The organism is Streptomyces shinuiensis (assembly GCF_043660855.1).
Taxonomy (GTDB): domain Bacteria; phylum Actinomycetota; class Actinomycetes; order Streptomycetales; family Streptomycetaceae; genus Streptomyces.
Window position 1 is genome coordinate 5,250,027 of sequence record NZ_JBIHML010000001.1, and the last position, 21,911, is coordinate 5,271,937.

The following is a 21,911-nucleotide window of genomic DNA, read 5'->3' on the forward strand; positions in this document are numbered from 1 at the left end:
CCGGGGAAGCGGCGGGAAGGGACGAAGGGGCGTCCCGTGACCCGCTTCTGGAGGCGCTCCCACAAAGGGGCAGGTGGGGGGGCGGCGCCCCCGGAGGGTGTCGTGACGCCCCGTCTGTTGCCTCATACCTGTTCAGGAAAACGTCGCCGTTCGGTTGTCGCGCAGTTTCCCTTGACGCCGAACCCAGTGTCGCTACTCTTTGTGGGAGCGCTCCCATGAAGTGTTCCAGATCACATGCTCCGGATCGGCGGTCGGCCGCCGACGGTCGGCGTCCACCGCGGCGCCGCACCGCCGGTCCGGTGACCGTACCCTCCCGGTCTTCGCGTCCGGCCGAGTTCCGGGCTTCCGCGTGACGCGGACACACTCCGTTCCGGTCGTGCGGGAGCGGGGCCGGGAGGTCCGGAGTCGCGACGGGCCGCCGGCGAGCGGTGGTCCGTGTCCCCCCACCGAGGAGTACGCATGCTCCGCAAGAACTTTTCCCCGACCGGTCGCGCGCTCGCGCCGGCCGCGGCCGTGCTGGCGGCCGCCAGCACGGCGCTGTTCCTGCCGGCCGAGGCCGCGCAGGCGACCGCCGCCGCGGCCTCGCCCTACTACGTCAACCCCGCCACCCAGTCGGCCCGCTGGGTGGCGGCCAACCCGGGAGACCGGCGCGCGCCCGTGATCCGCGACCGGATCGCCTCCGTCCCGCAGGGGCAGTGGTTCACCAAGACCGACACCGGCACGGTCCGCGCCGAGGTTGACTCGCTCGTCACGGCCGCCGAGGAGGCGGGCGGGATACCGATCCTGGTGGTCTACAACATGCCCGACCGCGACTGCGGCGGCGCCAGCGGAGGCGGAGCCCCCAGCCACTCCGCGTACCGGCAGTGGATCGACGAACTGGCCGCCGGGCTGGAGGGCCGGCCGGCCGCCGTCGTCGTCGAGCCGGACGTCCTGGCCCTGATGACGAACTGCCAGAGCGCCGGGGAGCAGGCGCAGACCCGGGAGTCGATGGCCTATGCGGGCAAGGCCCTCAAGGCGGCATCTTCCCGGGCGAAGGTTTACTTCGACGCCGCGCACTCGAACTGGCACCCCCCGGCGGAGATGGCGTCCCGGCTGAGGGCGGCCGGGATCACCGAGAGCGCCGACGGCATCTCCACCAACGTCTCCAACTACAACCGCACCGCCGACGAGACCGCCTACGCCAGGGCGGTCCTGGACGCGATCGGATCACCGGGCCTGCGTGCGGTGATCGACACCAGCCGCAACGGCAACGGGCCCGCCGGAGGCCAGTGGTGCGATCCGTCCGGGCGGGCGATCGGCGCCCCGACGACCGACCGGACCGGCGACGAGAGGATCGCCGCCTTCCTGTGGGTCAAGCTCCCCGGCGAGGCGGACGGCTGCGCCGGACCGGCCGGGCAGTTCGTCCCCCAGCTCGCTTACGACATGGCCGCCGCGGCACCCGCGGGGACGCGGTGAGCGGCGGCAGGACGGCCGAGAGAGGACACCCCATGGAACTGCTGGACAGGTACAGGGACCATGTGCTCGGGCTCTACCGGATCGTGGTGGGGCTGCTGTTCGCCTGCCACGGCGCGGCGACTCTGTTCGACGTGCTCGGCGGGCCCCACGGCGGCCAGGTGCCCGGGGCCGGCCAGTGGCCCGCCTGGTGGGCCGCCGTCATCCAGCTCGTCGGCGGCGGCCTGGTGATGTCGGGCGTCGGCACCCGTGTCGCCGCGCTGCTCTGCTCCGGCTCGATGGCGTACGCCTACTTCGTCAAGCACCAGACCGAGGCGCTCTTCCCGATACAGAACGGCGGGGAGGCGGCTGCGATGTTCTGCTGGGCCTTCCTCCTGGTCGCCGCGCTCGGCCCCGGCGCGTGGTCGCTGGGCTCCCTGTTCGCGCGCACCGGTCGCGCCGGCCGCGGCGAGGGGGTGCGGGCCACCGCTGCCTGAGGCGGCCGTCGCCGGGTCCCGCGCACCCGCCGCGGGGTCCGGCCGCGGCGGGTGCGCGGGACGGAACGCCTCAGGCGCTGGACCGCTCCACCGGGGCGGGGTCGGAGTCGGCGAGGTTCTCCGGCAGGCGCAGCCCCTGGCGCAGCGGTACGAGTTCCGACTGCAGCACCAGGGCCGCGGCGCCGATCGCGGGCGCGGTGGCGGCCGACCGGGAGAGCCGGACGGCGACGGGGTGCGCCGCGCGGGAGAAGAACGCGCGGTCCAGTTCCTCCTGCACCACCGGCAGGTACACCGAACCCGCGATCGCCAGGCTCGGGCCGGTGAGCACCAGCAGCTCCAGGTCCATGATGTTGGCCAGCGTGCGTGCGGCCACCGCCAGATAGCGCGCCGAGCGCTCCAGCAGGGCCCGTGCCCCCGGTTCGCCGCGGCGCGCGGCGCGGGTGACGGCCGCGAAGTCCGCGGTCACCGACGCCCGGCGGCGTCCGGAGCCGCCGTCCAGCCCGGCCGCGCGGGCCAGGGCCCGGTCGGCGCGGGCGGCGGCGACGACGGCGGAGGGCCCGGCCAGGGCCTCGACGCAGCCCCGGGCCCCGCACCAGCACTGAGGGCCGTCCACGGCCAGGCAGCTGTGGCCGATCTCGCCCGCGTTCCCGCTGGCGCCGCGGTAGGCCATCCCGTCGACCAGCAGGCCCGCGCCTATGCCGGTGCCCATGTACAGCGCGGCGAAGGTCGCGGCCGCGCCGACGCCTCCGGACCAGTGCTCGCCCAGGGCCGCCGCCGTGGCGTCGTTGTCGGAGACCACCGGCAGCCCGGTGGCCTCCTTCAGGGCCCGGTCGAGGGGGAAGTCCTCCCAGTGCCGCATCAGGGGCGGGGTCAGCCGCATTCCGCTGGTGGGGGTCAGGGGGCCGGGGGAGACCAGGCCCAGGCCGAGCACCCGTTCGCGCCCGACTCCGACGCCCTCGACGAGGGCGCCGACCTCGCCCGCCATGCGTGCGACGACGGAAGGAGGGTCCTCGGCCCCCGCCCCCGCCCGGGACATCCGGGCGACGACCGAGCCGCCGAGGTTGGTGAGGACGTAGGTGATGCCCGCGTGGTCGAGGTGGACTCCGACCGCGTACCGGGAGGACTGGTTGAGCTGGAGCAGTACGCGGCGCTTGCCGCCGGTGGACTCCGCGCGCCCGGTCTCCACCACCAGCCCGTCGTCGATGAGGCGGCGTACGACGGTCGAGATCGTCGCACCGGTGAATCCGGTGGCGTTGATGAGGCCGACCCGGCTGATGGTGCCCGCCGCGCGGATCACGTCGAGGACGGCCGCTCTGCTGCTCGCGTGGGCCGTGGCCCGAGCCGGTCCGCTCACTGCTTCCTCCGCCCGCGCCCCGCCGCGGCGGGGCGCTGTCGATGTGCTCCGCGCGGTCCGCGCCGCGCGTGTACGGAACGTTAGTTTATTTGCCTATCGAAGACGGGCAAGCGCCCCTCCGGCCGGGCGTCCGGCGCCTCTCCCCGTGAACGGCCCCCGTCCGGCCGCCTCCCGGCCGCCTCCCGGCCGCCCCCGGTCCCCGTCCGGTTCTCGGTCTCACTTGTGTCTCTGTGAACCGGTGGCGTCGCAGGAGTATTGACTTTCTTTCTTCGGCGACTTAAGAATCGCCCCACTGAGCGACCCGCCGCCCGCGAGGCGGCCGAACGGCACAGGGACGTGCCCCTCCAGGACGAGAGGAACCATCCACCATGTTCCAGCAAGCAAGACGCCGCCGTGCACGCGTCGCAGCGGCCGGGATGGCCGCGATCGCCCTGCTGGCCACGGCCTGCTCGGGGTCGGGCGGCAGCGGCGGCGCCGAGGGCGAGACCCTGGTGGTCTTCACGGGGCAGGCCGGCGACTACCAGGCCAACTTCAACCCGTTCTCGCCGACCATGAACGAGGGGCCGGGCACGATCTTCGAACCGCTCTTCTACTTCAACCAGGTACGCGACGAGCCCGCCGAACCGCTCCTGGGCACCGAGTACTCCTGGAACGAGGACGGCACCGAGCTCTCGGTCACCCTGCGCGAGGGCGTCGAATGGTCGGACGGCGAGGCGTTCACCGCCGACGACGTCGTCTTCACGCTGGGCATGATCTCCAAGTACAAGGAGATGAACGGCACCGGCTACAAGGGCAGGGCCGAGGCCGTCGACGACACCCATGTGAAGATCACCTTCGACGAGCCGTCCTACATGGACGGCCCGCAGATCCTGGGCAAGATCTTCGTCGTTCCCGAGCACATCTGGAAGGAGTTCAAGGAGCCCTCCAAGAACACCGTCACCAAGCCCGTCGGTACCGGCCCCTACCTGATGGGCGACTTCAAGGGCCAGGCCTTCACGCTCAAGGCCAACCCCGACTACTGGGACGGCGAGCCCGCCGTCAGGCAGGTCCGCTACATCGCCCTGTCGGGCAACCAGGCCGGCGCGGACGCGCTGAAGGCGGGGAAGATCGACTGGCAGACCGGCCCGGTCCCGGACATGAAGAACGTCGAGAAGAACTACCCGGGCTACAAGGCCGTCACGGTCCCGATCAACCAGACCGCCCTGATGACCTGCTCCGACGCGGAGATGGGGTGCGAGGGCCCGCAGACGGACCCCGCGGTGCGCAAGGCGATCTACTACGCCATGGACCGCTCCCAGATCAACTCGCTGGCCTTCCAGGACACATCCAGCCAGATATCGCCCGGGTTCGCACTGGCGGGGAGCAGCGAGGAGATCGTCTCCGACGAGCTCGAGGAGAACCTGGCCCCGATGAAGCCGGACGTCTCCAGGGCCACGCGGCTGCTGGAGCAGGCCGGCTACACCAAGGGCTCGGACGGCTTCTACGCCAAGGGCGGCAAGAAGCTGTCCCTGACCGTCCGGGTCGTCTCCGGCTGGACCGACTACATCACCGCCGTCGACACCATGGCCGAGCAGCTCAAGAAGGCCGGCATCAAGCTGACCTCCCAGCAGTCCTCCTGGAACGAGTGGTCCGAGGCGCGCGGCCAGGGCAAGTACCAACTGCTGATCGACTCGCTGTACCCCGGACCGACACCCGACCCCTACTACACCTACAGCTACTTCTTCAGCAGCGAGACCACCGCGAAGGTCGGCGAGACGGCGAACCCGAACTTCGCCCGCTACAGCGACCCGCGGGTGGACAGGGCGCTGAAGGAGCTGAAGAAGATCTCCCCCGATGCGGCCGAGCAGCGCCAGAGGCAGTACGACGTCATCCAGACCCGGATCGAGGAGGACATGCCCTACATCCCGATCCTCACCGCCGGCACCACCAGCGAGTACCACGCCTCCAAGTTCGAGGGCTGGCCGACGGAGTACAACCTCTACGCCGTCCCGGCGGTCTGGAGCCGTCCCGACCAGGCGCAGATCTACAAGGCCCTCAAGCCGGCCGGCAAGTGACGGCACGGCGATGACACGGCAGTGAACGGTTCCGAGGAGAAGCAGACAGTGATAGGCGGAGATCGGTGAGGTACTACGCCCGGAAGATCGGGTTCTATCTCGTCGCCCTGTGGGCGGCGCTGACCCTGAACTTCTTCATCCCGAGGATGATGCCGGGGAACCCGGTGGACACCCTCATGGCGAAGCTGCAACAGCGAGGCGGCGCAACCGACCCGTCGGTCCGCAGATCCTACGAGCTCCTCCTCGGAACCGACACCGGCGAACCGCTGGTGGTCCAGTACTTCTCGTACCTGGCCAACATGTTCCGCGGCGACCTGGGCATCTCGGTGAGCGTCTTCCCGGCGGAGGTCGCCACCGTCATCGGGGACGCGCTGCCCTGGACGATCGTGCTGGTGGGCATCGCCACCGCGCTGTCGTTCCTGCTCGGCGTCGGACTCGGCGCCCTCGTCGGATGGAAGCGCGGATCCTGGCTGGACTCGCTCGTCCCGGCCACCACCGTGCTCGCGGCGGTGCCCTACTTCTGGCTGGCGCTGATCCTGGTCGCCCTCTTCGCCACGGCTCTGAGCTGGTTCCCGCTCAACGGCGGCTACGACGTGATCCTCACCCCCGGCTGGGACGGCGAGTTCATCGCCTCGGCGGTCTACCACGGCATCCTCCCCGCCCTGACGATCGTGATCTCCTCGGTGGGCGGCTGGCTGCTGGGGATGCGGAACATGATGGTCTCGACCGTGTCGGAGGACTACATCCTCACCGCCCAGGCCAAGGGTCTGCGCGACCGGCGCATCATGACCCGCTACGCCGCGCGCAACGCGGTCCTGCCGTCCGTCGCCGGCTTCGCGATCTCCCTCGGCTTCGTGGTCTCCGGTTCGGTCATCACCGAGCAGGTCTTCTCCTACCCCGGCATCGGATCGAGGCTGCTGCAGGCCGTGGAGAACAACGACTACGCCCTGATGCAGGGGATCTTCCTGGTCATCACCGTGGCCGTGCTGGGCGCCAACCTGGTCGTCGACCTGCTGTACGGCCTCATCGACCCCCGCACCCGCGCCGGCAACTGAGAGCTGAGGGACCGACACCGTGACGAACACCAACCCGCCCGCCGGGGCCGCCGACGCGGCGCCGGACACCCCGGCCGGCACCACCGGCGCATCCCCGGCCCCCCCGCGCCCCGGCGCCGGCGGCTGGCGCTCCCTGGTGCCGCGCTGGTCGCCCAGGCTCGGGATCGGCCTCGGCCTCGTGGGCGCCATCGCCCTGTTCGGGATCCTCGGACCGATGCTGACCGGCGACCCCGACGCCATCCGCAACATCAGCATGACCCCGCCCGGCGGCGAGTTCTGGCTGGGCACCACCCAGACCGGCCAGGACGTGCTGGCCCTGCTGGCCCACTCCACCCGAGGCTCCCTGCAGATCGGTCTGCTGGTGGGCGTCCTGGCCACCGTGCTGTCCGCGGTCTTCGGCGTCATCGGCGGCTATGTCGGCGGTGCGGTGGACGAGGGGTTCTCCCTGTTCTCCAACGTGATGCTGGTGATCCCCGGCCTGCCGCTGGTGATCGTCATCGCCGGCTTCGTCCCCGTGGAGCAGCGCGGCTGGTGGACCATCGCGGTCGTCCTGGCGATCACCGGCTGGGCGGCCTCCGCCCGGGTGCTGCGCGCCCAGACCCTCTCCCTGCGCAACCGCGACTACGTCGCCGCGGCGAAGGTGGCGGGCGAGAAGCCCTGGCGAATCGTTTCCGTGGAGATCCTGCCCAACCTGCTTCCGCTGATGGCCTCGCAGTTCGTGTTCGCCGTCATCCTGGCCATCCTCAGCGAGGCGGGCCTGTCCTTCCTGGGCCTGGGTGCCTCGGGCTCCGACACGCTGGGCACGATGCTCTACTACGCCCAGAACGGCTTCGCCCTCCAGCGGGAGGCGTGGTGGTGGTTCGGCCCGCCCGGGCTGGTAATCGCGCTGTTCGGCTGCGGCCTCTCCCTGGTCAACTTCAGCATCGACGAGATCATCAACCCCAAGCTGCGCACCGTCCCGGCCGCCTCCCGCCGCGCCCGTGAGGGCAGGGGCGGCGCAGAACGCAGGGCCCGTACGGCCGCCGCCCGTTCCGTCCCCGGCCGCGAGGAGTCCGGCCGCGACGCCGTCCTGACCGTCGAGAACCTCAACGTGGTCTACCGGGGCGAGAAGCCCGTCCACGCGGTCAGGGACGTCTCGCTCACCCTCGGCCGCGGCGAGATCCTCGGCCTGGCCGGGGAGTCCGGCTGCGGCAAGACCACGCTCGCGTACGCGATCAACCGGCTGCACAGGCCGCCGGCCGAGGTCACCTCGGGATCGGTGGTCTTCCACGACCGCGACGGCTTCGACCTCGACCTGCTCGCCCTGGGCAGGGAGGAGTTGCGCACCTTCCGCTGGTCGAAGCTGTCGATGGTCTTCCAGGGCGCGATGAACGCCCTGAACCCGGTCGTCTCCATCCGGTCCCAGCTCGAGGACGTGCTCACCACCCACCGCCCCGGGATGTCCGCGCAGGCCCGCCGCGAGCGGTGCGCCGAGGTCCTGCGCCTGGTCGGGGTGGACCCGTGCCGACTGGACTCCTTCCCGCACGAACTCTCCGGGGGCATGCGGCAGCGTGTCATGATCGCCATGGCGCTGCTGCTCGACCCCCAGGTGATGATCATGGACGAACCCACCACCGCCCTCGACGTGGTGGTCCAGCGCGGCATCCTGAGGGAGATCCTGCGCTTCCGCGACGAGCTGGGCTTCGCCGTCGTCTTCATCACCCACGACCTGCCGCTGCTGCTGGAGCTGAGCGACCGCATCGCGGTCATGCGCGAGGGCGAGGTGATCGAGTACGCCACCGCCGACGAGATACACCGCGCCCCGGAGCACCCCTACACCCGCAGGCTGCTCGACTCCTTCCCCAGCCTCACCGGCGAGCGGGGGGCGTTCATCCGCACCGGGGAGTCCGGCGCCCGCGAGCGCACCGGCGCGGGGACCGGCACCGAAACGATCGTGAAGGAGGCGGGCTCGCGATGACGACGCTCGAAGTACGCGGCCTGACCAAGGACTTCCCCATACGCTCCGGCCTGCGCCACTCCCGCCTCCGTGCGGTTGACAACGTCTCCTTCACCCTCAACCCCGGCCGGACGGTCGCACTGGTCGGTGAGTCCGGGTCGGGCAAGTCGACGGTCGCCCGCATGATCGCCCGTCTGGAGAAGCCCAGCGCGGGCGAGATCACCGCCACCGGTCCCGACGGCAGGCGGGTGGCCGACCGCGCCTACCGCGACCATGTCCAGATGGTCTTCCAGGACCCCTTCGCCTCGCTCAACCCGTTCCACACCGTCGAGCACCATCTGGCCCGCCCGCTGAAGCTGCACGGCAGGGCCCGAGGGAAGGCGGAGGTCGCGGAGAAGGTCGGACAGCTCCTGGAGCGCGTCAACCTGACCCCGGCCGCCGACATCGCCCAGCGCCGCCCCCACGAACTGTCCGGCGGCATGCGCCAGCGCGTGGCGATCGCCCGGGCCCTGGCGCCCGGGGCCCAGGTCGTCGTCGCCGACGAGCCGGTCTCCATGCTGGACGTCTCCATCCGCCTGGGCGTGCTCAACCTGCTCGCCCGCCTCCAGCGCGAGGACGACCTCGCCGTCCTCTACATCACCCACGACCTGGCCACCGCGCGGCACTTCTCCGACGACATCCTGGTGATGTACCGCGGGCGCGTGGTGGAGAGGGGGCCGGCGGACGAGGTCATCCTCAACCCGCGGCATCCGTACACCAGGATCCTGGCGGCCGCGGCGCCCGACCCCGAGGCACGCGACCGAGCCCGGCCCACCGGGGCGCCGGGCACCGAGCCGGCCGGCGGCTCCGCCCTCCCCGGCGACGATCCGGGCTGCGCCTTCCGGGACCGCTGCCCCGCGGCGTTCGACGCCTGCACCCGTGTGCCGGAGGACTTCGCGGTGGGCTACGACCACTACGCGAAGTGCTGGCTGCACGCCGGTGACGGCCGCGGCGCCCGTCCGGCGGCCGGAGGCACCGCCACCGCGTAGGGCCGGCCCGCCCGCGCGGCGGCGCGCCGGGAGGGACCGGTCGGCGGTCCCTCCCGGCGCGCACGGCTCACACCCGGGTCGCGCGCAGCAGCACCAGCCGCTCGGGGTGGAGCACCGGGGCCTGGATCCCCGCCGCGGCCAGCACCCGGCCCGGCAGCCGTACACCCTCCGGCGTCCACCAGGGCAGACGGACGCCCCAGTGGTGGGCGTTGCCGTCCGGCAGATCGCCGGGGGGCTGCGGACGCACATGGTAGACGGCGTCGGCGTCCAGCCCCGGCAGCCGGACCGCGCCGGCCGGATACAGCTCGGAGGAGGCGGTGGTGACGAGGGCGTACACCGCGTCCGAGCCGTCCTCGGCGACCACGCCGTGCAGGCGGCAGGCCGGGTCCGGATGGTCGGCGTGGACGGAGGTGCCGGTGTGGAGCAGGCCGCGCAGCTCCTTGTAGAGCTCCACCCACCTCGCCAGCCGCGCCAGTTCCTCCGGCGCGGCGGCGCTCAGGTCCCACTCGATGCCGAAGTGCCCGAACAGCGCCGTGCCCGCCCGGAAGTCGAGGGGATGGCGGCGCCCGGTGGTGTGCGCGACGTCCGACCCCACATGGGTGCCCATGAGTTCGAGGGGGATCAGGGCGTTCGTCCAGCGCTGGATGGTCTGGCGCTCCAGGGCGTCGATGCAGTCCGAGACCCACACCCGGTCGGTGCGCTGGAGGATCTCCAGGTCCACCCGTGCGCCGCCGGAGGAGCAGGACTCGATCTCCACCCCGGGATGGCGGCGGCGCAGCTCGTCCATCAGCCGGTGGACCGCCCGGGTCTGGCCGTGCACGCCGGCGCGGCCGGTGGGCCGGTGCCCGGCGTCCACCAGGTCCCGGTTGTGGTCCCACTTCAGATACGCGATCGGATGCGCCTCCAGCAGTTCGTCCAGGCGCTGGAGGATGTACGCGAACGCCTCCGGGCGGGCCAGGTCGAGGACCTGCTGGTGGCGGGCCGCGCCGGGCAGCCGGTCACCGGCGGCCATGATCCAGTCGGGGTGGGCGCGGGCCAGGTCGGAGTCCTCGTTGATCATCTCCGGCTCGACCCAGAGGCCGAACTGCATGCCCAGGCCGGTGACGTGGTCGGTCAGCGGACCCAGCCCGTCCGGCCACACCTCGCCCGAGACGTACCAGTCGCCCAGGGCCCGCCGGTCGTCGCGGCGCGAGCCGAACCAGCCGTCGTCCAGGACGAAGCGCTCGGCCCCCACAGCGGCGGCGGCGTCGGCCAGGGCGCGCAGCCGGTCCAGGTCGTGGTCGAAGTAGACCGCCTCCCAGGTGTTGAGGGTGACCGGCCGGGGGGTGGAGGGATGGTGCGGGCGGGAACGCAGCCATCGGTGGAAGCGGGCGGAGACCTCGTCCAGGCCGTGCCGACCGTAGGAGCCGTACTGCCAGGGGGAGGCGTAGGACTCCCCGGGCTCCAGCAACACCTCGCCGGACAGCAGCAGCTCGCCCGAGCCCAGCAGCGACACCGAGTGGAAGGTGCGCTCGGCGAAGGTGCGGTGGTTGCCGGACCACGCGGTGTGCACGGCCCACACCTCGCCCGAGCGGTCGCCGAAGCCCGCGGTACCCGCGGCCAGCAGATAGGCGCTGTCGTAGCCGGTGCGGCCGGTGCGGTTCTCCCGAACCCGCAGGCCCTGGGTGAAGGCGGTGCGCTGCGGACTGCGTTCGCGCAGGTGGTGCCCGGTGAAGTCCAGCAGTTCGGCGGCCTCGGCGGGCACCGGCAGCGTGAGGTTCACGGCGTCGACGGTGAAGGGGGAGGGGCCGCGGTTGGTGACCGTGGCGCGCTGGCGCACCAGCCCGGACGCGGTCAGCTCGATCACCAGCTCCACATCCAGGGCCGCGGCCTGGTCGTGGGCGAGGACGGTGACGGTGGTGCCGTCGCCTTCGCCACCGGAGGAGCGGGACTCCCGCGCGGGCCCGGTGAGGGTGGCCTCGCGGACGGCGAAGGTGGTGGAGAAGTCCCGGCCGCCGCGGTTGCCCACCAGACCGGGGGTGCCCAGCCAGCCGGCCGACTGCTCGGGCAGCACGGAGACATCGACCGGGCCGTCGACGGAGAAGCCGATGGGCTGCGGCGCCCCGGCGAGCCGCAGGGAGCCCAGTTCCCCGGGGCCGAGCGCGCCGAGGTCGGCGCCCCAGTGCAGGACCCGCGGAAGGGTACCGCCGGTCAGGTCCAGCACGAGGCTGACGCCGGCTGCCCGCAGATGTGTCACATCGAGGGGGAGGGGAGCGGGAGATGGTGCCACGGTGGTGTCTCCGTCCTGGCCGTGCCGGCGCCGGAGGCGCCGTTGACTTACTTTGTTCGGTGGCGTAAGAATCTCGGGCGACGATACTCGGCCCGCCAGGGAGAAATCCACCGGAGGCCGACCGCATTCTCCCGTCCGTTCCCGTTCCCGTCCCCGCCCCGTCTTCCGTCCGTTCCCGGACGCCTTCGCAGACCAGCCGCTCCGCACCGCGGAGCCGACCGAGGAGTGAGCGCCGATGATCCGCCAAACCCTGCACGACGGCTGGCAGTTGTCGGCGACCGGCGGGCCGGTCCCCGCAGGCGTCGCGGGCCGGACCGTACCGGCCGCCGTGCCGGGCAGCGCCCACCTGGACCTGCTCGCGGCCGGCCTGATCCCCGACCCCTACCTGGACCGCGCCGAGGAGGAGCTGGCCTGGGCCCACCGCACCGACTGGCGCTACACGCTCGCCCTCACGGCCGACGCCGCGGAGCCGGGGGAGCGGGTGGACCTCGTCTTCGACGGCCTGGACACCGTGGCGACGATCGAGCTGGACGGGAAGGTGCTGGGCGGCACGGCCAACATGCACCGCGCCTACCGCTTCGACGTCCGCGGCGCCCTGACCGGCGGTGCCCAGGAGCTGGCGGTGTCCTTCCGCTCCGCGCTGGAGTACGCCGAGGAGGTCGAGCGGAGCCTCGGCCGCCGCGACCACGTCTACCCGCACCCCTTCAACATGGTCCGCAAGATGGCCTGCAGCTTCGGCTGGGACTGGGGGCCGGACCTGCAGACCGCGGGCATCTGGAAGCCGGTGCGCCTGGAGCGCTGGCACACCGCCCGTCTGGCAGGGGTGCGCCCGCTGGTGACGGTGGACGCGGACGGCACCGGGCGCGCCGAGATCCACGTCGACGTCGAGCGCTCCGGTCCGGACGGCGCCGGCGGGGACGTCCCCCTGGAGGTGGCCGCCACCGTGGACGGCCGCACCGAGCGCGTCACCGTACCCGCGGGCGAGACGGCCGCGACCGTCACCGTCACCGTGCCCCGCGCCCGCCTGTGGTGGCCCGCCGGATACGGCGACCAGCCCCTGTACGGCCTCACGGTGACCCTCGGCGCCGCCGGGGAGGCGGGCTCCCGGGAGCCGCTGGACACCTGGGAGCGCCGCATCGGCTTCCGGAACGTCACCGTGGACACCGCGCCGGACGAGATCGGCACCCCCTTCACCGTCGTCGTCAACGGCAGGCCCGTCTTCGTCAAGGGCGCCAACTGGATCCCCGACGACCACTTCCTGACCCGGGTCACCCGCGAGCGGATCGAGCGCCGCGTGGACCAGGCCGCCGGTGCCCATATGAACCTGCTGCGGGTGTGGGGCGGCGGCATCTACGAGACCGAGGACTTCTACGACGTCTGCGACGAGCGCGGCGTCCTGGTCTGGCAGGACTTCCCCTTCGCCTGTGCCTCCTACCCGGAGGAGGAGCCGCTGTGGAGCGAGGTGGAGGCCGAGGCCCGCGAGAACGTCGCCCGCCTCGCCCCGCACCCCTGCCTGGCCCTGTGGAACGGCGCCAACGAGAACATGTGGGGCTTTCGCGACTGGGGCTGGCCCGAGCGGCTGAAGGGCCGCACCTGGGGCCTGCGCTACTACACCGAACTGCTGCCCTCCATCGTGGCCGAACTCGACCCGACCCGCTTCTACAGCGCCAACAGCCCCTACAGCCCCGGCGCGCCGGTCGACGGGACCCACCCCAACGACCAGGACCACGGCACCCGGCACGAGTGGGAGGTGTGGAACCGCGTCGACTACACCCACTACCGCGACCACATCCCGCGGTTCTGCTCGGAGTTCGGCTTCCAGGGCCCCCCGACGTGGGCGACCCTGACGAAGTGGGTCCACGACGAGCCGATGACGCCGGCCTCGCCCGCCTTCCTGCTGCACCAGAAGGCCGAGGAGGGCAACGACAAGCTCGCCCGCGGCATGGCCCCCCATCTGCCCGAGCCGGGCGGCTTCGAGGACTGGCACTGGGCGACCCAGCTCAACCAGGCCCGCGCGGTCGCCTTCGGCATCGAGCACTTCCGCTCCTGGTGGCCGAGGACGGCCGGGTCGGTCGTCTGGCAGCTCAACGACTGCTGGCCGGTCATCTCCTGGGCGGCGGTGGACGGTGACGAGCGGCCCAAGCCGCTGTGGTACGGGCTGCGCCACGCCTACGCCCCCCGGCTGCTGACCGTCCAGCCCCGCGACGGCCGGCCCGCCCTGATCGCCGTCAACGACCACGACGAGCCCTGGAGGGGCGAGCTGCTCCTGGAGCGGCAGACCTTCGCGGGCGTCGTACTGCGGAGCGTTAAGCTTTCCCTCGACGTGCCGCCCCGTTCGGTCACCCGCACCGAACCGGACACGTCACTGGTCAGCCCGGACGACGCCCGCAGGGAGGTGCTGGTGGTCACCGCACCGGACGCGCGCGCCGTGCACCTCTTCGCCGAGGACGTGGAACTGGACTACGACCCCGCGCCGCTCAAGGCGGAGGCCGTCGCCGTGCCGGGCGGCTACCGGGTGGACGTGAGGGCCTCGTCGTTCGCGCGCGACATCGCGATCCTGGCCGACCGGGTCGCCCCCGACGCGGTCGTGGACGAGATGCTGGTGTCCCTGCTCGCCGGGGAGAGCCGGTCCTTCACCGTGCGGACCGGGGCCGACATCGACCCCGCCGCGCTGACGGAGCCGCCGGTGCTGCGCTCCGCCAACGGCCTGCGCGCTCCGGTGGTGCGGTCTGAGTGAACGCTTCGGAACACACCGGGACGGCGGGCGCCGGCTTCTCGGGAGCCGTCGGGCTGGTGCTCGCGCGTCCCGCGCGGCTGCTGGGCATCGAGCCGTTCTTCATGGAGTTCATCGCCGGCATCGAGGAGCGCCTCGCCGAGCGCGGCCTGTCCCTCCTGCTGCACGTCGTGGCGGACCAGGAGGCCGAGATCGCAGCCTACCGCCGCTGGGCGGAACGCGGGCTGGTCGAGGCGGTGGTGGTGGTCAACCGCACCGTCGGCGACCGGCGGCCGGCGGTACTGCGTGAACTGGAACTGCCCGCGGTCCTGGTCGGCGCGGGCAGCGGTGACGACACACCGGTGCCCGCGGTCCGCACCGACGACGCGGGGCCGGTGCGCGAGGCGCTGGCGCACCTGCTCGACCTCGGCCACCGCCGTATCGCCCGGGTCAGCGGCCCGGCGGGCCTGCTGCACACCCGGGCCCGCACCGGGGCGCTGGTCGAGGGGTGCCGGAAGGCCGGCATCGAACCGGTGGTCGTCGAGGGCGACTACTCCGACGAGTCGGGGGCCAGGCTCACCGCGGAACTGCTGCGCCGGCCGGAGCCGCCCACCGCGATCCTCTACGACAACGACGTGATGGCGGTCGCCGGGCTGGGCGCGGCCAAGGAGGCGGGCGTCGCCGTTCCCGGGCGGCTCAGCCTGATCGCCTGGGACGACTCGACGATGTGCCGCCTGGCATCGCCGCCGCTGACCACCATGAGCGTGGACGTGCACCAGTACGGCGTGCTGGTGGCCGAGTCGGTGCTGGAACTGGTCGACGGCCTCCCGGTCGCCGAGCGGTGGTCGCCCACCGCCCGGTGCGTACCCCGGAGCAGCACCGCGCGCTGCGCCGTCCCCTCCACCGCCTGACGCCGAGCGGCGCCTCCCGGCACCGGGACGGGGGCGCGGGGAGGCCGGAAACGGAAGACCTCCGGGGAGGAGGCCCTTCTCACGGGCCTCCTCCCCGGAGGTTCTCATGGATCCGGACGTGGCCGGCGGCGCGGTCAGCGGCTGCCGTGGTGCTTCTTGCCGTGGTCCTTCTTGGAGTGGTGCTTCTTGCCGTGGTCCTTCTTGGTGTGGAACTGGTGCCCGTTGACGCAGGTGTTGCCGAAGGCCGGGTTCAGCAGACCGACGATGTTGGCGGTGTTGCCACAGGCGTTGACCGGGATGTGGACCGGCACCTGGATGACATTGCCGGAGATGACGCCCGGGGAGCCGATGGCGGCGCCCTGCGCCCCGGCGTCGGCGGCGGCGACTCCGGCGGAACCGGCCAGAGCGGCACCGGCGGCGGCCGTCACGGCGACAGCCTTGGCAATACGCGACATGAAGAGTCACTCCTTATAGCGAACAAATACCCATCCGCCCGACTGGAGGCGGTGGTGCCGTGACCAACGCCCGACCATTCCGGAGGTCACCACGATTAGGCCGAATGGTGGTCAAACGGCAGCCCGGAGGCGGCCCGAACGGCCCCGGCCGCCTTCGGCCCCGGCCGTTTCGCCGGCAGGTGCCCGGGTACCGGAACCCGGCCCGGAGCACGATCGAGGAGGCCCGATGAACGCGCACGGCGATTCCCCCGCTCGCGTCGCGGTGGTCACGGGCGCGGACTCGGGGATCGGTCGCGCCACCGCCGTACGACTGGCCGAGCAGGGGATGGGAATCGGCATCACCTGGCACGAGGACGAGCAGGGCGCCCGGGAGACGGCCGAAGAGGTCCGCTCCCACGGACGCCGGGCCGCCGTCGAGCGGATGGACCTCACCGACCTGCCCGCCGCGGCGGACGCGGTCGACCGCCTCGCCGACGAACTCGGCAGGATCGACGTCCTGGTGAACAACGCCGGCACCGGCACCGCCATCCCCTTCCTCGACATCGGCCTCGACACCGTCCGGCAGGTCCTCGACGTCGACCTCGTCGGCCCCTTCCTGTGCGGGCAGCGCGCCGCCCGCCGTATGATCCGGCAGGGCGAGGGCGGCAGGATCGTCAACATCACCAGCATCCACGAGCACCAGCCGCGGGTGGGGGCCGCGCCCTACTGCGCGGCCAAGGGCGGACTCGGCCTGCTCACCCAGGTCATGGCCCTGGAACTGGCCGCCGACAGGATCACCGTGAACGCCGTCGCGCCCGGTGAGACCGCCACGCCGATGACCGGCCGGCAGGACACCGACGTGACCACCGAGAAGCGGCCCGGCATCCCCGCGGGACGGCCCGGCGACGCCCGTGAGGTGGCGGCCGTGGTCGCCTTCCTCGCCGGGCCGGACGCCGCCTACGTCACCGGTGCGTCGTGGGCGGTGGACGGCGGCATGCTCCGGATGGGACCGCAGGCCGGCTCCCACCTGGAGGACGACTCCTGGCGCCGTCCCTGAACCGCTCCCGCCGGGGACGGCCGTTGCTCCGGTTGGTGGACGCCGGTTTCCCCCAGGCGCCGTGAGAGGGCAGCATCGGTCCGGGGCGGTCCGGTCAGGAAGACAGCCCGGACAGGAAAGCCCGGATGGGACAACCCGGACAGGGCAACCCGGACAGGACGGCCCGGCAGAACGGCCTGACAAGACGGCCCGGACGAGAGACGGTGTGGTGATCGGCCGTGACGGAGACCGAGCGCGTGCCGCAGGGCGCGCCCTGCTGGGTCACCCTGCTGGTTCCCAGCCTGGAAGCCGCGCAGAACTTCTACGGCGAACTCTTCGGCTGGCGGTACCGGCCGGGCTCGCAGCGGCTCGGCCACTACGTGGTCGCGCTGGCCGGGGACGTCCCGGTCGCCGGGCTGGGCGAGACCAAGGACAGCCTGCGCACCCTCACCGCCTGGACCGCGTACTTCGCCTCCGACAGTGTCGACGCCGCGGCCGGGCGGGTGCGCGAACGAGGGGCGACCGTCGCCGTGGGACCGGTGCGGTTCGCCTCCGGCCGGGTGGCGTGGGCGGCCGACCCGGCGGGGGCGGTCTTCGGGATCTGGGAGGGCGGCATCGACCCGGAGTGGCAGGCCGGGAGCAGGATCAACGCCCCCTCCTGGCTGGAACTGCTCACCCGCGACGCCTTCGCCGCCGCGCTCTTCTACGGTGAGGTGTTCGGCTGGGACAAGGGCGATCCCGAACGCTACGACGTCCACTACGAGCACGACCGGGTGATCCTGCGCATCGACAGGCGCACCGTGGCGGGACTGAGCGGCGGAGCGGTGGAGGACGCGCCCGATCCGCAGGTGCGGCCGCACTGGCACGTCCACTTCCGCGTCGATGACGTGGACGCGGCGGCGGTGAAGGCGGAGGCGCTGGGGGCCGAGGTGGTCTCCGCCCCGGCCGACACCCCCTCGGGGCGGCAGGCGGTCGTCCGGGATCCGCAGGGCGCCCTGTTCTCGGTCGAGAACAGGGCGCCCTAGGGGCGTCTGTGCGATGTCGTGTTCGGCCGGCCGCCGACCGAACACGCCCGGCCTCGCGCCACCGCGCGGTCTGCCCCGGGCCGCCGGATCCGGAACGGAAGGGCCGGTCACGACGTCGCGCCGCCTCCGGGGCCCCAGGCGCCCTCGCCGTAACGGCCGAGGTGGCGTCGCAGGCTGAGCTCCAGATGGTCACGCATGGCCTGCGCCGCCAGTTCGGGGTCGCGCCGCAGCACCGCCTTCAGGACGCGGATGTGCTCCAGGACGGTGGCCGGGCTTCCGCCCCTGACGGCGCCGAGGCGGAAGAGATGCAGATGGGTGTGCAGCCGCTCCAGCGCCGCTGCCAGCAGGGGACGAGTCGACGTGGCGGCGAGGGCGTCGTGGAACTGCTGGTCCAGCGCCGCGAAGCGGCCGTACTCGGCGTAGCTGTCGCCCTTGTCGGGCAGCCCCCTCATCTCCTCGATCACCGACTCCAGCCGGTCCAGCGCACCCCCGCCGATGTTCTCGGCCGCCAGGGCGGCAGCCCTCGGCTCCAGCAGCAACCGCACCTCGAACAGGTCCTCCACCCCCTGCCGGGTCAGCAGTTCGGTGGCCCGGTACCCGGACAGGGAGCGCTTGACGACGAGGCCGTCGGCCTCCAGCCGGGCCAGTGCCTCGCGCACGGGTGTCGGGGACACGTCGAGCGTGCGTGCCAGGGCCTCGATGCCGACGCGTGCGCCCGGGGCGATCTCATGGTCCATGACCATGGCCTTGACGTTCTCGTAGACACTGTCGGACAGCACCTGGCGGGGCGGTGACGCGGGCGGCCCGTCCGCCCCGGCCGCGTCACCGGAGACGGACGCGTCGTATGCCGACATCCGGATCTCTCCTCCACGCTCCGGAGCTGTGCCCGGGCCGTCCCCGGGGCCACCCGCCGTCAGTCTAACGGGACGGCGGGTGCGGACCTCACACGTCCGTGCGGACCACCACCACGAGGGTGCGCGGCCCGTGCACGCCCTCCACCCGCTCCAGTTCGATGTCGGAGGTGGCGGACGGCCCGCTGATCAGAGTCGTCGGCCGTTCGGGGACCAGCCGGGCCAGTGCCTCCGGGACACCGGCGGCCACCGAGGACAGCTCCACCACGCACACATGGACGTCGGGGACGAGGGACAGGGCACGGCGCCCCTGGCCGGCCGAGCCGTCGAGGAAGACCGTTCCGGTTTCGGCGCAGCCCGCCGCCGAGGCCGTCACGACCGCGTCGAGGGACTCCAGCCGTGCCACGGGGACATCGGCGCCGTCCTCCTCGGCGGTGCCGTCCCAGTCCGCGAGCCAGGACGGCTCGAGGCCGGCGGGCACTCCGATCCGGTGGGCGCCGAGCCCGTCGAGGACCTCCGCCAGGGTCGCGGCGGTCCCGGCGGCGGTACAGGCGTGGACGCGGGCCCCGTGGTCCACCAGCCGGTCGGTGAACAGTGCCAGGCGTTCGCCGTCCGGCAGGACACGGTCCCGCAGGTAGGCGCGTTCCACCGTGACGGTCGGCTGCGGGGCGATCTCCAGCGCGTCCCGTACACGGCCCAGCACCGTCTCGCGTGCGGTCACCGCTCCTCCTCGCCGGTGTCGCCGGTGTCGTCGGTGGTCTCGGGCACGGCGTCGGCGAGGGCGCGGCGGCCCGCGTCGGAGGCGTACCACTCCCGGAAGCTCCGCCGGGGTGGTGCGGGTGTGTCACGGCTGTCGCTCCAGCCGTCGAGGGGAGGCGGCAGGCGGGAGATCTTCCCGTCGCGCCCGGCGGCGACCCGGCCCAGCCGGGCGGCCTTCTGCGCCGCCGTGTACAGCTTCGGCCGGCTCATGACGGCGGCGGCGGCCCGCATGGCGAGTCGCTCGGCGGTCCGGCCGCTCCGTTCGGTGTTCTGGTGGCGCAGTTCCACCAGCAGCGACGGTATGTCGATCTTCACGGGACAGGCGTCGTAGCAGGCGCCGCAGAGTGTCGAGGCGTACGGAAGCGACGCGTTCGGGTCGTTCTCCGCCTCGTGCATGCCGGCGAGCTGCGGGGTGAGCACGGCGCCGATCGGGCCGGGGTAGGTCGACCCGTAGGCATGCCCGCCGACCCGCTCGTACACCGGGCACACGTTGAGACAGGCCGAGCAGCGGATGCAGCTCAGCGCCTGCCTGCCGACGGCGTCGGCGAGCGCGGCGGTGCGTCCGTTGTCGAGCAGCACCAGGTGGAACTCCTGGGGGCCGTCGCCCGGTGTCACGCCGCTCCACAGCGAGGTGTAGGGGTTCATCCGTTCGCCGGTGGAGGAACGCGGCAGCAACTGGAGGAAGACCTCCAGGTCGGCGTAGCGCGGCAGGACCTTCTCGATGCCCATGAGCGTGATCAGGGTGCGCGGAAGCGTCAGGCACATGCGGCCGTTGCCCTCGGACTCGACCACCGACAGGGTGCCGGTCTCGGCGATCCCGAAGTTGGCACCGGAGACGGCGACGGGGACGGTCATGAACTTCTCGCGGAGACAGGCGCGGGCGGCGGCCGCCAGTTCCGCGGGCACGGAGGTCAGTGCGGGATCGACGCCTGCCATCCCATCGAGGAAGATCCGGCGGATCTCCTCCCGGTTGCGGTGGATCGCGGGAACCAGGATGTGGGAGGGCCGGTCGTCCGCGAGCTGCACGATCAGCTCCGCGAGGTCGGTCTCGTGCGCGGTGATGCCGTGACGGCGCAGGTGTTCGTTGAGGCCGATCTCCTGGGTGGCCATGGACTTGACCTTGACGACTTCCCGGCTGCCGGTGGCGGCGACGAGATCCCTGATGATCCCGTTCGCCTCCGAGGCGTCCCTCGCCCAGTGGACGGTGCCTCCGGCCGCCGCGACGTTGGCCTCCAGCCGTTCCAGCAGCTCGGGCAGCCGGCTCATGGCGTCGGCCTTGATCGCCGCGCCGGCGGCGCGCAGCTCCTCCCAGTCGGGCAGCTCCTCCGTGGCGGCCAGGCGTTTGGCACGGATGGTGTGCGTCGCCCTGCGGAGGTTGTCACGGAGCTGCCCGTCGCGCAGCCCGGCCACGGCCGACTCGGGGAACGTGCGCTCGCCGCGCAGCCGGCCCTCGCCGTAGGGGGCGCGGGGAGGGGGTGCGGGCATGCCGAGGAAGGTGCTGCTCATCGTGCGGCCTCCGACAAGGGGTACGGCGAGGTACGGGTGGCGGCGAGAATCTGGGCCAGGTGGAGCGCGAGGGTTCCGGAGCGGATCCGGGACAGGCCGCCGCCGATGTGCATCAGGCACGACGTGTCCCCGGCGGTGCACACGGACGCCCCCGTGGACATCACCCGGTCGACCTTGTCGGCCAGCATCGCGGAGGATGTCGCGGCGTTCTTGACGGCGAAGGTGCCGCCGAAGCCGCAGCAGGCGTCCGCCTCGGGCATTTCGGCCAGGTCGATGCCCTCGACGGCTCTCAGCAGCCGCAGCGGTTTGTCGCCCACACGCAGCATACGCAGCGAGTGGCAGGTCGGGTGGTAGGTGACCCGGTGCGGGAAGTACGCCCCCACGTCCACGGTTCCCGCGACGTCGACCAGGAATTCCGACAGCTCGTAGGTCTTGCCCTCGACGGCCGCGACCCCGGCGCGCAGGGCGGGGTCGCCGTACCGTTCGGCGACCATCCGGTGCTGGTGGCGCACGCATCCGGCGCACGAGCCGGACGGCATCACGACGGCGTCGATGGCGCGGTCGCCGAACTGCTCGGCGAAGTCGCGTACCAGGGGCACCGGTTCGCGCTGGTACCCGGTGTTGATGTGCACCTGGCCACAGCAGGTCTGTTCCGGCGGGAACACCAGCTCGTGGCCGAGGCGGCTGAGGAGCAGCGCCGTCGCTCTCACCGCGTCGGGGAACAGGGTGTCTCCCAGACAGGTGGCGAAGAGTCCGATCCGCATGAGGACCTCCACGAATCTACTTGTGGTCCGACCATATGCCGAGCGCAGTGAGTGCGTAAAGGGTGGACCGAATTTTGGTCGGACCATACATGTTCTCGTCGTCGGAGGACAGGGGCCGGGTTCGGACGCGCTGCTCCGGGACTTCGGTGACGGGCGGCGTGCCCCGAGCCGCCCTTGAGAGGGGAGAGTGAGGGACCGGTGGCCCGGCGCCGTGGGGACACCGCACGACACCCGGTGTGACCTGGGCCTCGGCCCCGCTTCGGAGGCCGAGGCCCGGCGGCGTTTCCC

Annotated in this window: 17 protein-coding genes; 10 read left to right on the forward strand and 7 right to left on the reverse strand. The window is 72.5% G+C overall.

Annotated features, from left to right (window positions below; all coding sequences use genetic code 11):
- Positions 1–459: 459 nt before the first annotated feature.
- Together ACGRHY_RS23810 and ACGRHY_RS23815 are read left to right on the forward strand one after the other, a co-directional pair.
- Positions 460–1,455 (forward strand): glycoside hydrolase family 6 protein, encoded by a 996-nt coding sequence (locus ACGRHY_RS23810; protein WP_394637348.1) that lies wholly within the window; start codon positions 460–462, stop codon positions 1,453–1,455.
- 32 nt (positions 1,456–1,487) lie between these two features.
- Complete coding sequence (locus ACGRHY_RS23815) at positions 1,488–1,928, forward strand: DoxX family protein (RefSeq protein ID WP_394637349.1); 441 nt, start codon at positions 1,488–1,490, stop codon at positions 1,926–1,928.
- 70 nt (positions 1,929–1,998) lie between these two features.
- On the opposite strand, the gene ACGRHY_RS23820 is transcribed toward ACGRHY_RS23815, so the two are convergent.
- The gene (locus ACGRHY_RS23820; RefSeq protein ID WP_394637350.1) at positions 1,999–3,282 is read right to left on the reverse strand and encodes an ROK family transcriptional regulator; all 1,284 of its coding nucleotides are present in this window, start codon (positions 3,280–3,282) and stop codon (positions 1,999–2,001) included.
- Positions 3,283–3,650: 368 nt separating this feature from the next.
- On the opposite strand from ACGRHY_RS23820, the gene ACGRHY_RS23825 reads away from it, so the two are divergent.
- The 4 genes from ACGRHY_RS23825 to ACGRHY_RS23840 all read left to right on the forward strand — a co-directional run bounded on the left by ACGRHY_RS23825 (position 3,651) and on the right by ACGRHY_RS23840 (position 9,355).
- The gene (locus tag ACGRHY_RS23825) at positions 3,651–5,336 is read left to right on the forward strand and encodes an ABC transporter substrate-binding protein (protein WP_394637351.1); all 1,686 of its coding nucleotides are present in this window, start codon (positions 3,651–3,653) and stop codon (positions 5,334–5,336) included.
- A gap of 65 nt (positions 5,337–5,401) precedes the next feature.
- Positions 5,402–6,391 carry an ABC transporter permease gene (locus tag ACGRHY_RS23830; RefSeq protein WP_394637352.1) on the forward strand — a complete coding sequence of 330 codons (990 nt, stop codon included), beginning with the start codon at positions 5,402–5,404 and terminating at the stop codon, positions 6,389–6,391.
- Between the two features lie 19 nt (positions 6,392–6,410).
- Positions 6,411–8,348, forward strand: coding sequence for a dipeptide/oligopeptide/nickel ABC transporter permease/ATP-binding protein (locus ACGRHY_RS23835; RefSeq protein ID WP_394637353.1), 1,938 nt, complete (start codon positions 6,411–6,413; stop codon positions 8,346–8,348).
- The gene (locus tag ACGRHY_RS23840) at positions 8,345–9,355 is read left to right on the forward strand and encodes an ABC transporter ATP-binding protein (RefSeq protein ID WP_394637354.1); all 1,011 of its coding nucleotides are present in this window, start codon (positions 8,345–8,347) and stop codon (positions 9,353–9,355) included. Before ACGRHY_RS23835 ends, ACGRHY_RS23840 begins: the two co-directional genes overlap by 4 nt.
- 67 nt (positions 9,356–9,422) lie before the next feature.
- On the opposite strand, the gene ACGRHY_RS23845 is transcribed toward ACGRHY_RS23840, so the two are convergent.
- Positions 9,423–11,624, reverse strand: coding sequence for an alpha-galactosidase (locus ACGRHY_RS23845; RefSeq protein ID WP_394637355.1), 2,202 nt, complete (start codon positions 11,622–11,624; stop codon positions 9,423–9,425).
- Positions 11,625–11,859: 235 nt separating this feature from the next.
- On the opposite strand from ACGRHY_RS23845, the gene ACGRHY_RS23850 reads away from it, so the two are divergent.
- Positions 11,860–14,361 carry a glycoside hydrolase family 2 protein gene (locus ACGRHY_RS23850; RefSeq protein ID WP_394637356.1) on the forward strand — a complete coding sequence of 834 codons (2,502 nt, stop codon included), beginning with the start codon at positions 11,860–11,862 and terminating at the stop codon, positions 14,359–14,361.
- A complete protein-coding gene (locus tag ACGRHY_RS23855) occupies positions 14,358–15,248 on the forward strand; it encodes a LacI family DNA-binding transcriptional regulator (protein WP_394637357.1) in 891 nt (296 codons plus the stop codon). Before ACGRHY_RS23850 ends, ACGRHY_RS23855 begins: the two co-directional genes overlap by 4 nt.
- A gap of 134 nt (positions 15,249–15,382) precedes the next feature.
- Here the strand turns inward: ACGRHY_RS23855 and ACGRHY_RS23860 are convergent, their stop codons facing one another.
- Positions 15,383–15,703, reverse strand: a complete 321-nt coding sequence (locus tag ACGRHY_RS23860) for a chaplin (RefSeq protein ID WP_394637358.1) — start codon at positions 15,701–15,703, stop codon at positions 15,383–15,385.
- Between the two features lie 226 nt (positions 15,704–15,929).
- On the opposite strand from ACGRHY_RS23860, the gene ACGRHY_RS23865 reads away from it, so the two are divergent.
- Both ACGRHY_RS23865 and ACGRHY_RS23870 read left to right on the forward strand, forming a co-directional pair.
- Positions 15,930–16,739 (forward strand): SDR family oxidoreductase, encoded by an 810-nt coding sequence (locus ACGRHY_RS23865; RefSeq protein ID WP_394637359.1) that lies wholly within the window; start codon positions 15,930–15,932, stop codon positions 16,737–16,739.
- A gap of 218 nt (positions 16,740–16,957) precedes the next feature.
- On the forward strand, positions 16,958–17,743 hold the full coding sequence (locus ACGRHY_RS23870) for a VOC family protein (protein ID WP_394637360.1): 786 nt from the start codon (positions 16,958–16,960) through the stop codon (positions 17,741–17,743).
- 107 nt (positions 17,744–17,850) lie between these two features.
- On the opposite strand, the gene ACGRHY_RS23875 is transcribed toward ACGRHY_RS23870, so the two are convergent.
- From ACGRHY_RS23875 to ACGRHY_RS23890, 4 genes are all read right to left on the reverse strand, one after another.
- Positions 17,851–18,597 carry a GntR family transcriptional regulator gene (locus tag ACGRHY_RS23875; RefSeq protein ID WP_394637361.1) on the reverse strand — a complete coding sequence of 249 codons (747 nt, stop codon included), beginning with the start codon at positions 18,595–18,597 and terminating at the stop codon, positions 17,851–17,853.
- Between the two features lie 88 nt (positions 18,598–18,685).
- Positions 18,686–19,315: a LutC/YkgG family protein gene (locus tag ACGRHY_RS23880; RefSeq protein WP_394637362.1), complete on the reverse strand. Its 630-nt coding sequence runs from the start codon at positions 19,313–19,315 to the stop codon at positions 18,686–18,688.
- Positions 19,312–20,859, reverse strand: a complete 1,548-nt coding sequence (locus ACGRHY_RS23885; protein WP_394637363.1) for a LutB/LldF family L-lactate oxidation iron-sulfur protein — start codon at positions 20,857–20,859, stop codon at positions 19,312–19,314. Before ACGRHY_RS23885 ends, ACGRHY_RS23880 begins: the two co-directional genes overlap by 4 nt.
- The gene (locus ACGRHY_RS23890; RefSeq protein WP_394637364.1) at positions 20,856–21,623 is read right to left on the reverse strand and encodes a (Fe-S)-binding protein; all 768 of its coding nucleotides are present in this window, start codon (positions 21,621–21,623) and stop codon (positions 20,856–20,858) included. Before ACGRHY_RS23890 ends, ACGRHY_RS23885 begins: the two co-directional genes overlap by 4 nt.
- Between the last annotated feature and the right edge of the window lie 288 nt (positions 21,624–21,911).

Excerpts from the sequence above, each read along its gene's own strand:
- ACGRHY_RS23810 (WP_394637348.1), top strand. The coding sequence starts at position 460 with ATGCTCCGCAAGAACTTTTCCCCGACCGGTCGCGCGCTCGCGCCGGCC.
- ACGRHY_RS23815 (WP_394637349.1), top strand. The coding sequence starts at position 1,488 with ATGGAACTGCTGGACAGGTACAGGGACCATGTGCTCGGGCTCTACCGG.
- ACGRHY_RS23825 (WP_394637351.1), top strand. The coding sequence starts at position 3,651 with ATGTTCCAGCAAGCAAGACGCCGCCGTGCACGCGTCGCAGCGGCCGGG.
- ACGRHY_RS23840 (WP_394637354.1), top strand. The coding sequence starts at position 8,345 with ATGACGACGCTCGAAGTACGCGGCCTGACCAAGGACTTCCCCATACGC.
- ACGRHY_RS23850 (WP_394637356.1), top strand. The coding sequence starts at position 11,860 with ATGATCCGCCAAACCCTGCACGACGGCTGGCAGTTGTCGGCGACCGGC.
- ACGRHY_RS23860 (WP_394637358.1), bottom strand. The coding sequence starts at position 15,703 with ATGTCGCGTATTGCCAAGGCTGTCGCCGTGACGGCCGCCGCCGGTGCC.
- ACGRHY_RS23865 (WP_394637359.1), top strand. The coding sequence starts at position 15,930 with ATGAACGCGCACGGCGATTCCCCCGCTCGCGTCGCGGTGGTCACGGGC.
- ACGRHY_RS23875 (WP_394637361.1), bottom strand. The coding sequence starts at position 18,597 with ATGTCGGCATACGACGCGTCCGTCTCCGGTGACGCGGCCGGGGCGGAC.
- ACGRHY_RS23885 (WP_394637363.1), bottom strand. The coding sequence starts at position 20,859 with ATGAGCAGCACCTTCCTCGGCATGCCCGCACCCCCTCCCCGCGCCCCC.
- ACGRHY_RS23890 (WP_394637364.1), bottom strand. The coding sequence starts at position 21,623 with ATGCGGATCGGACTCTTCGCCACCTGTCTGGGAGACACCCTGTTCCCC.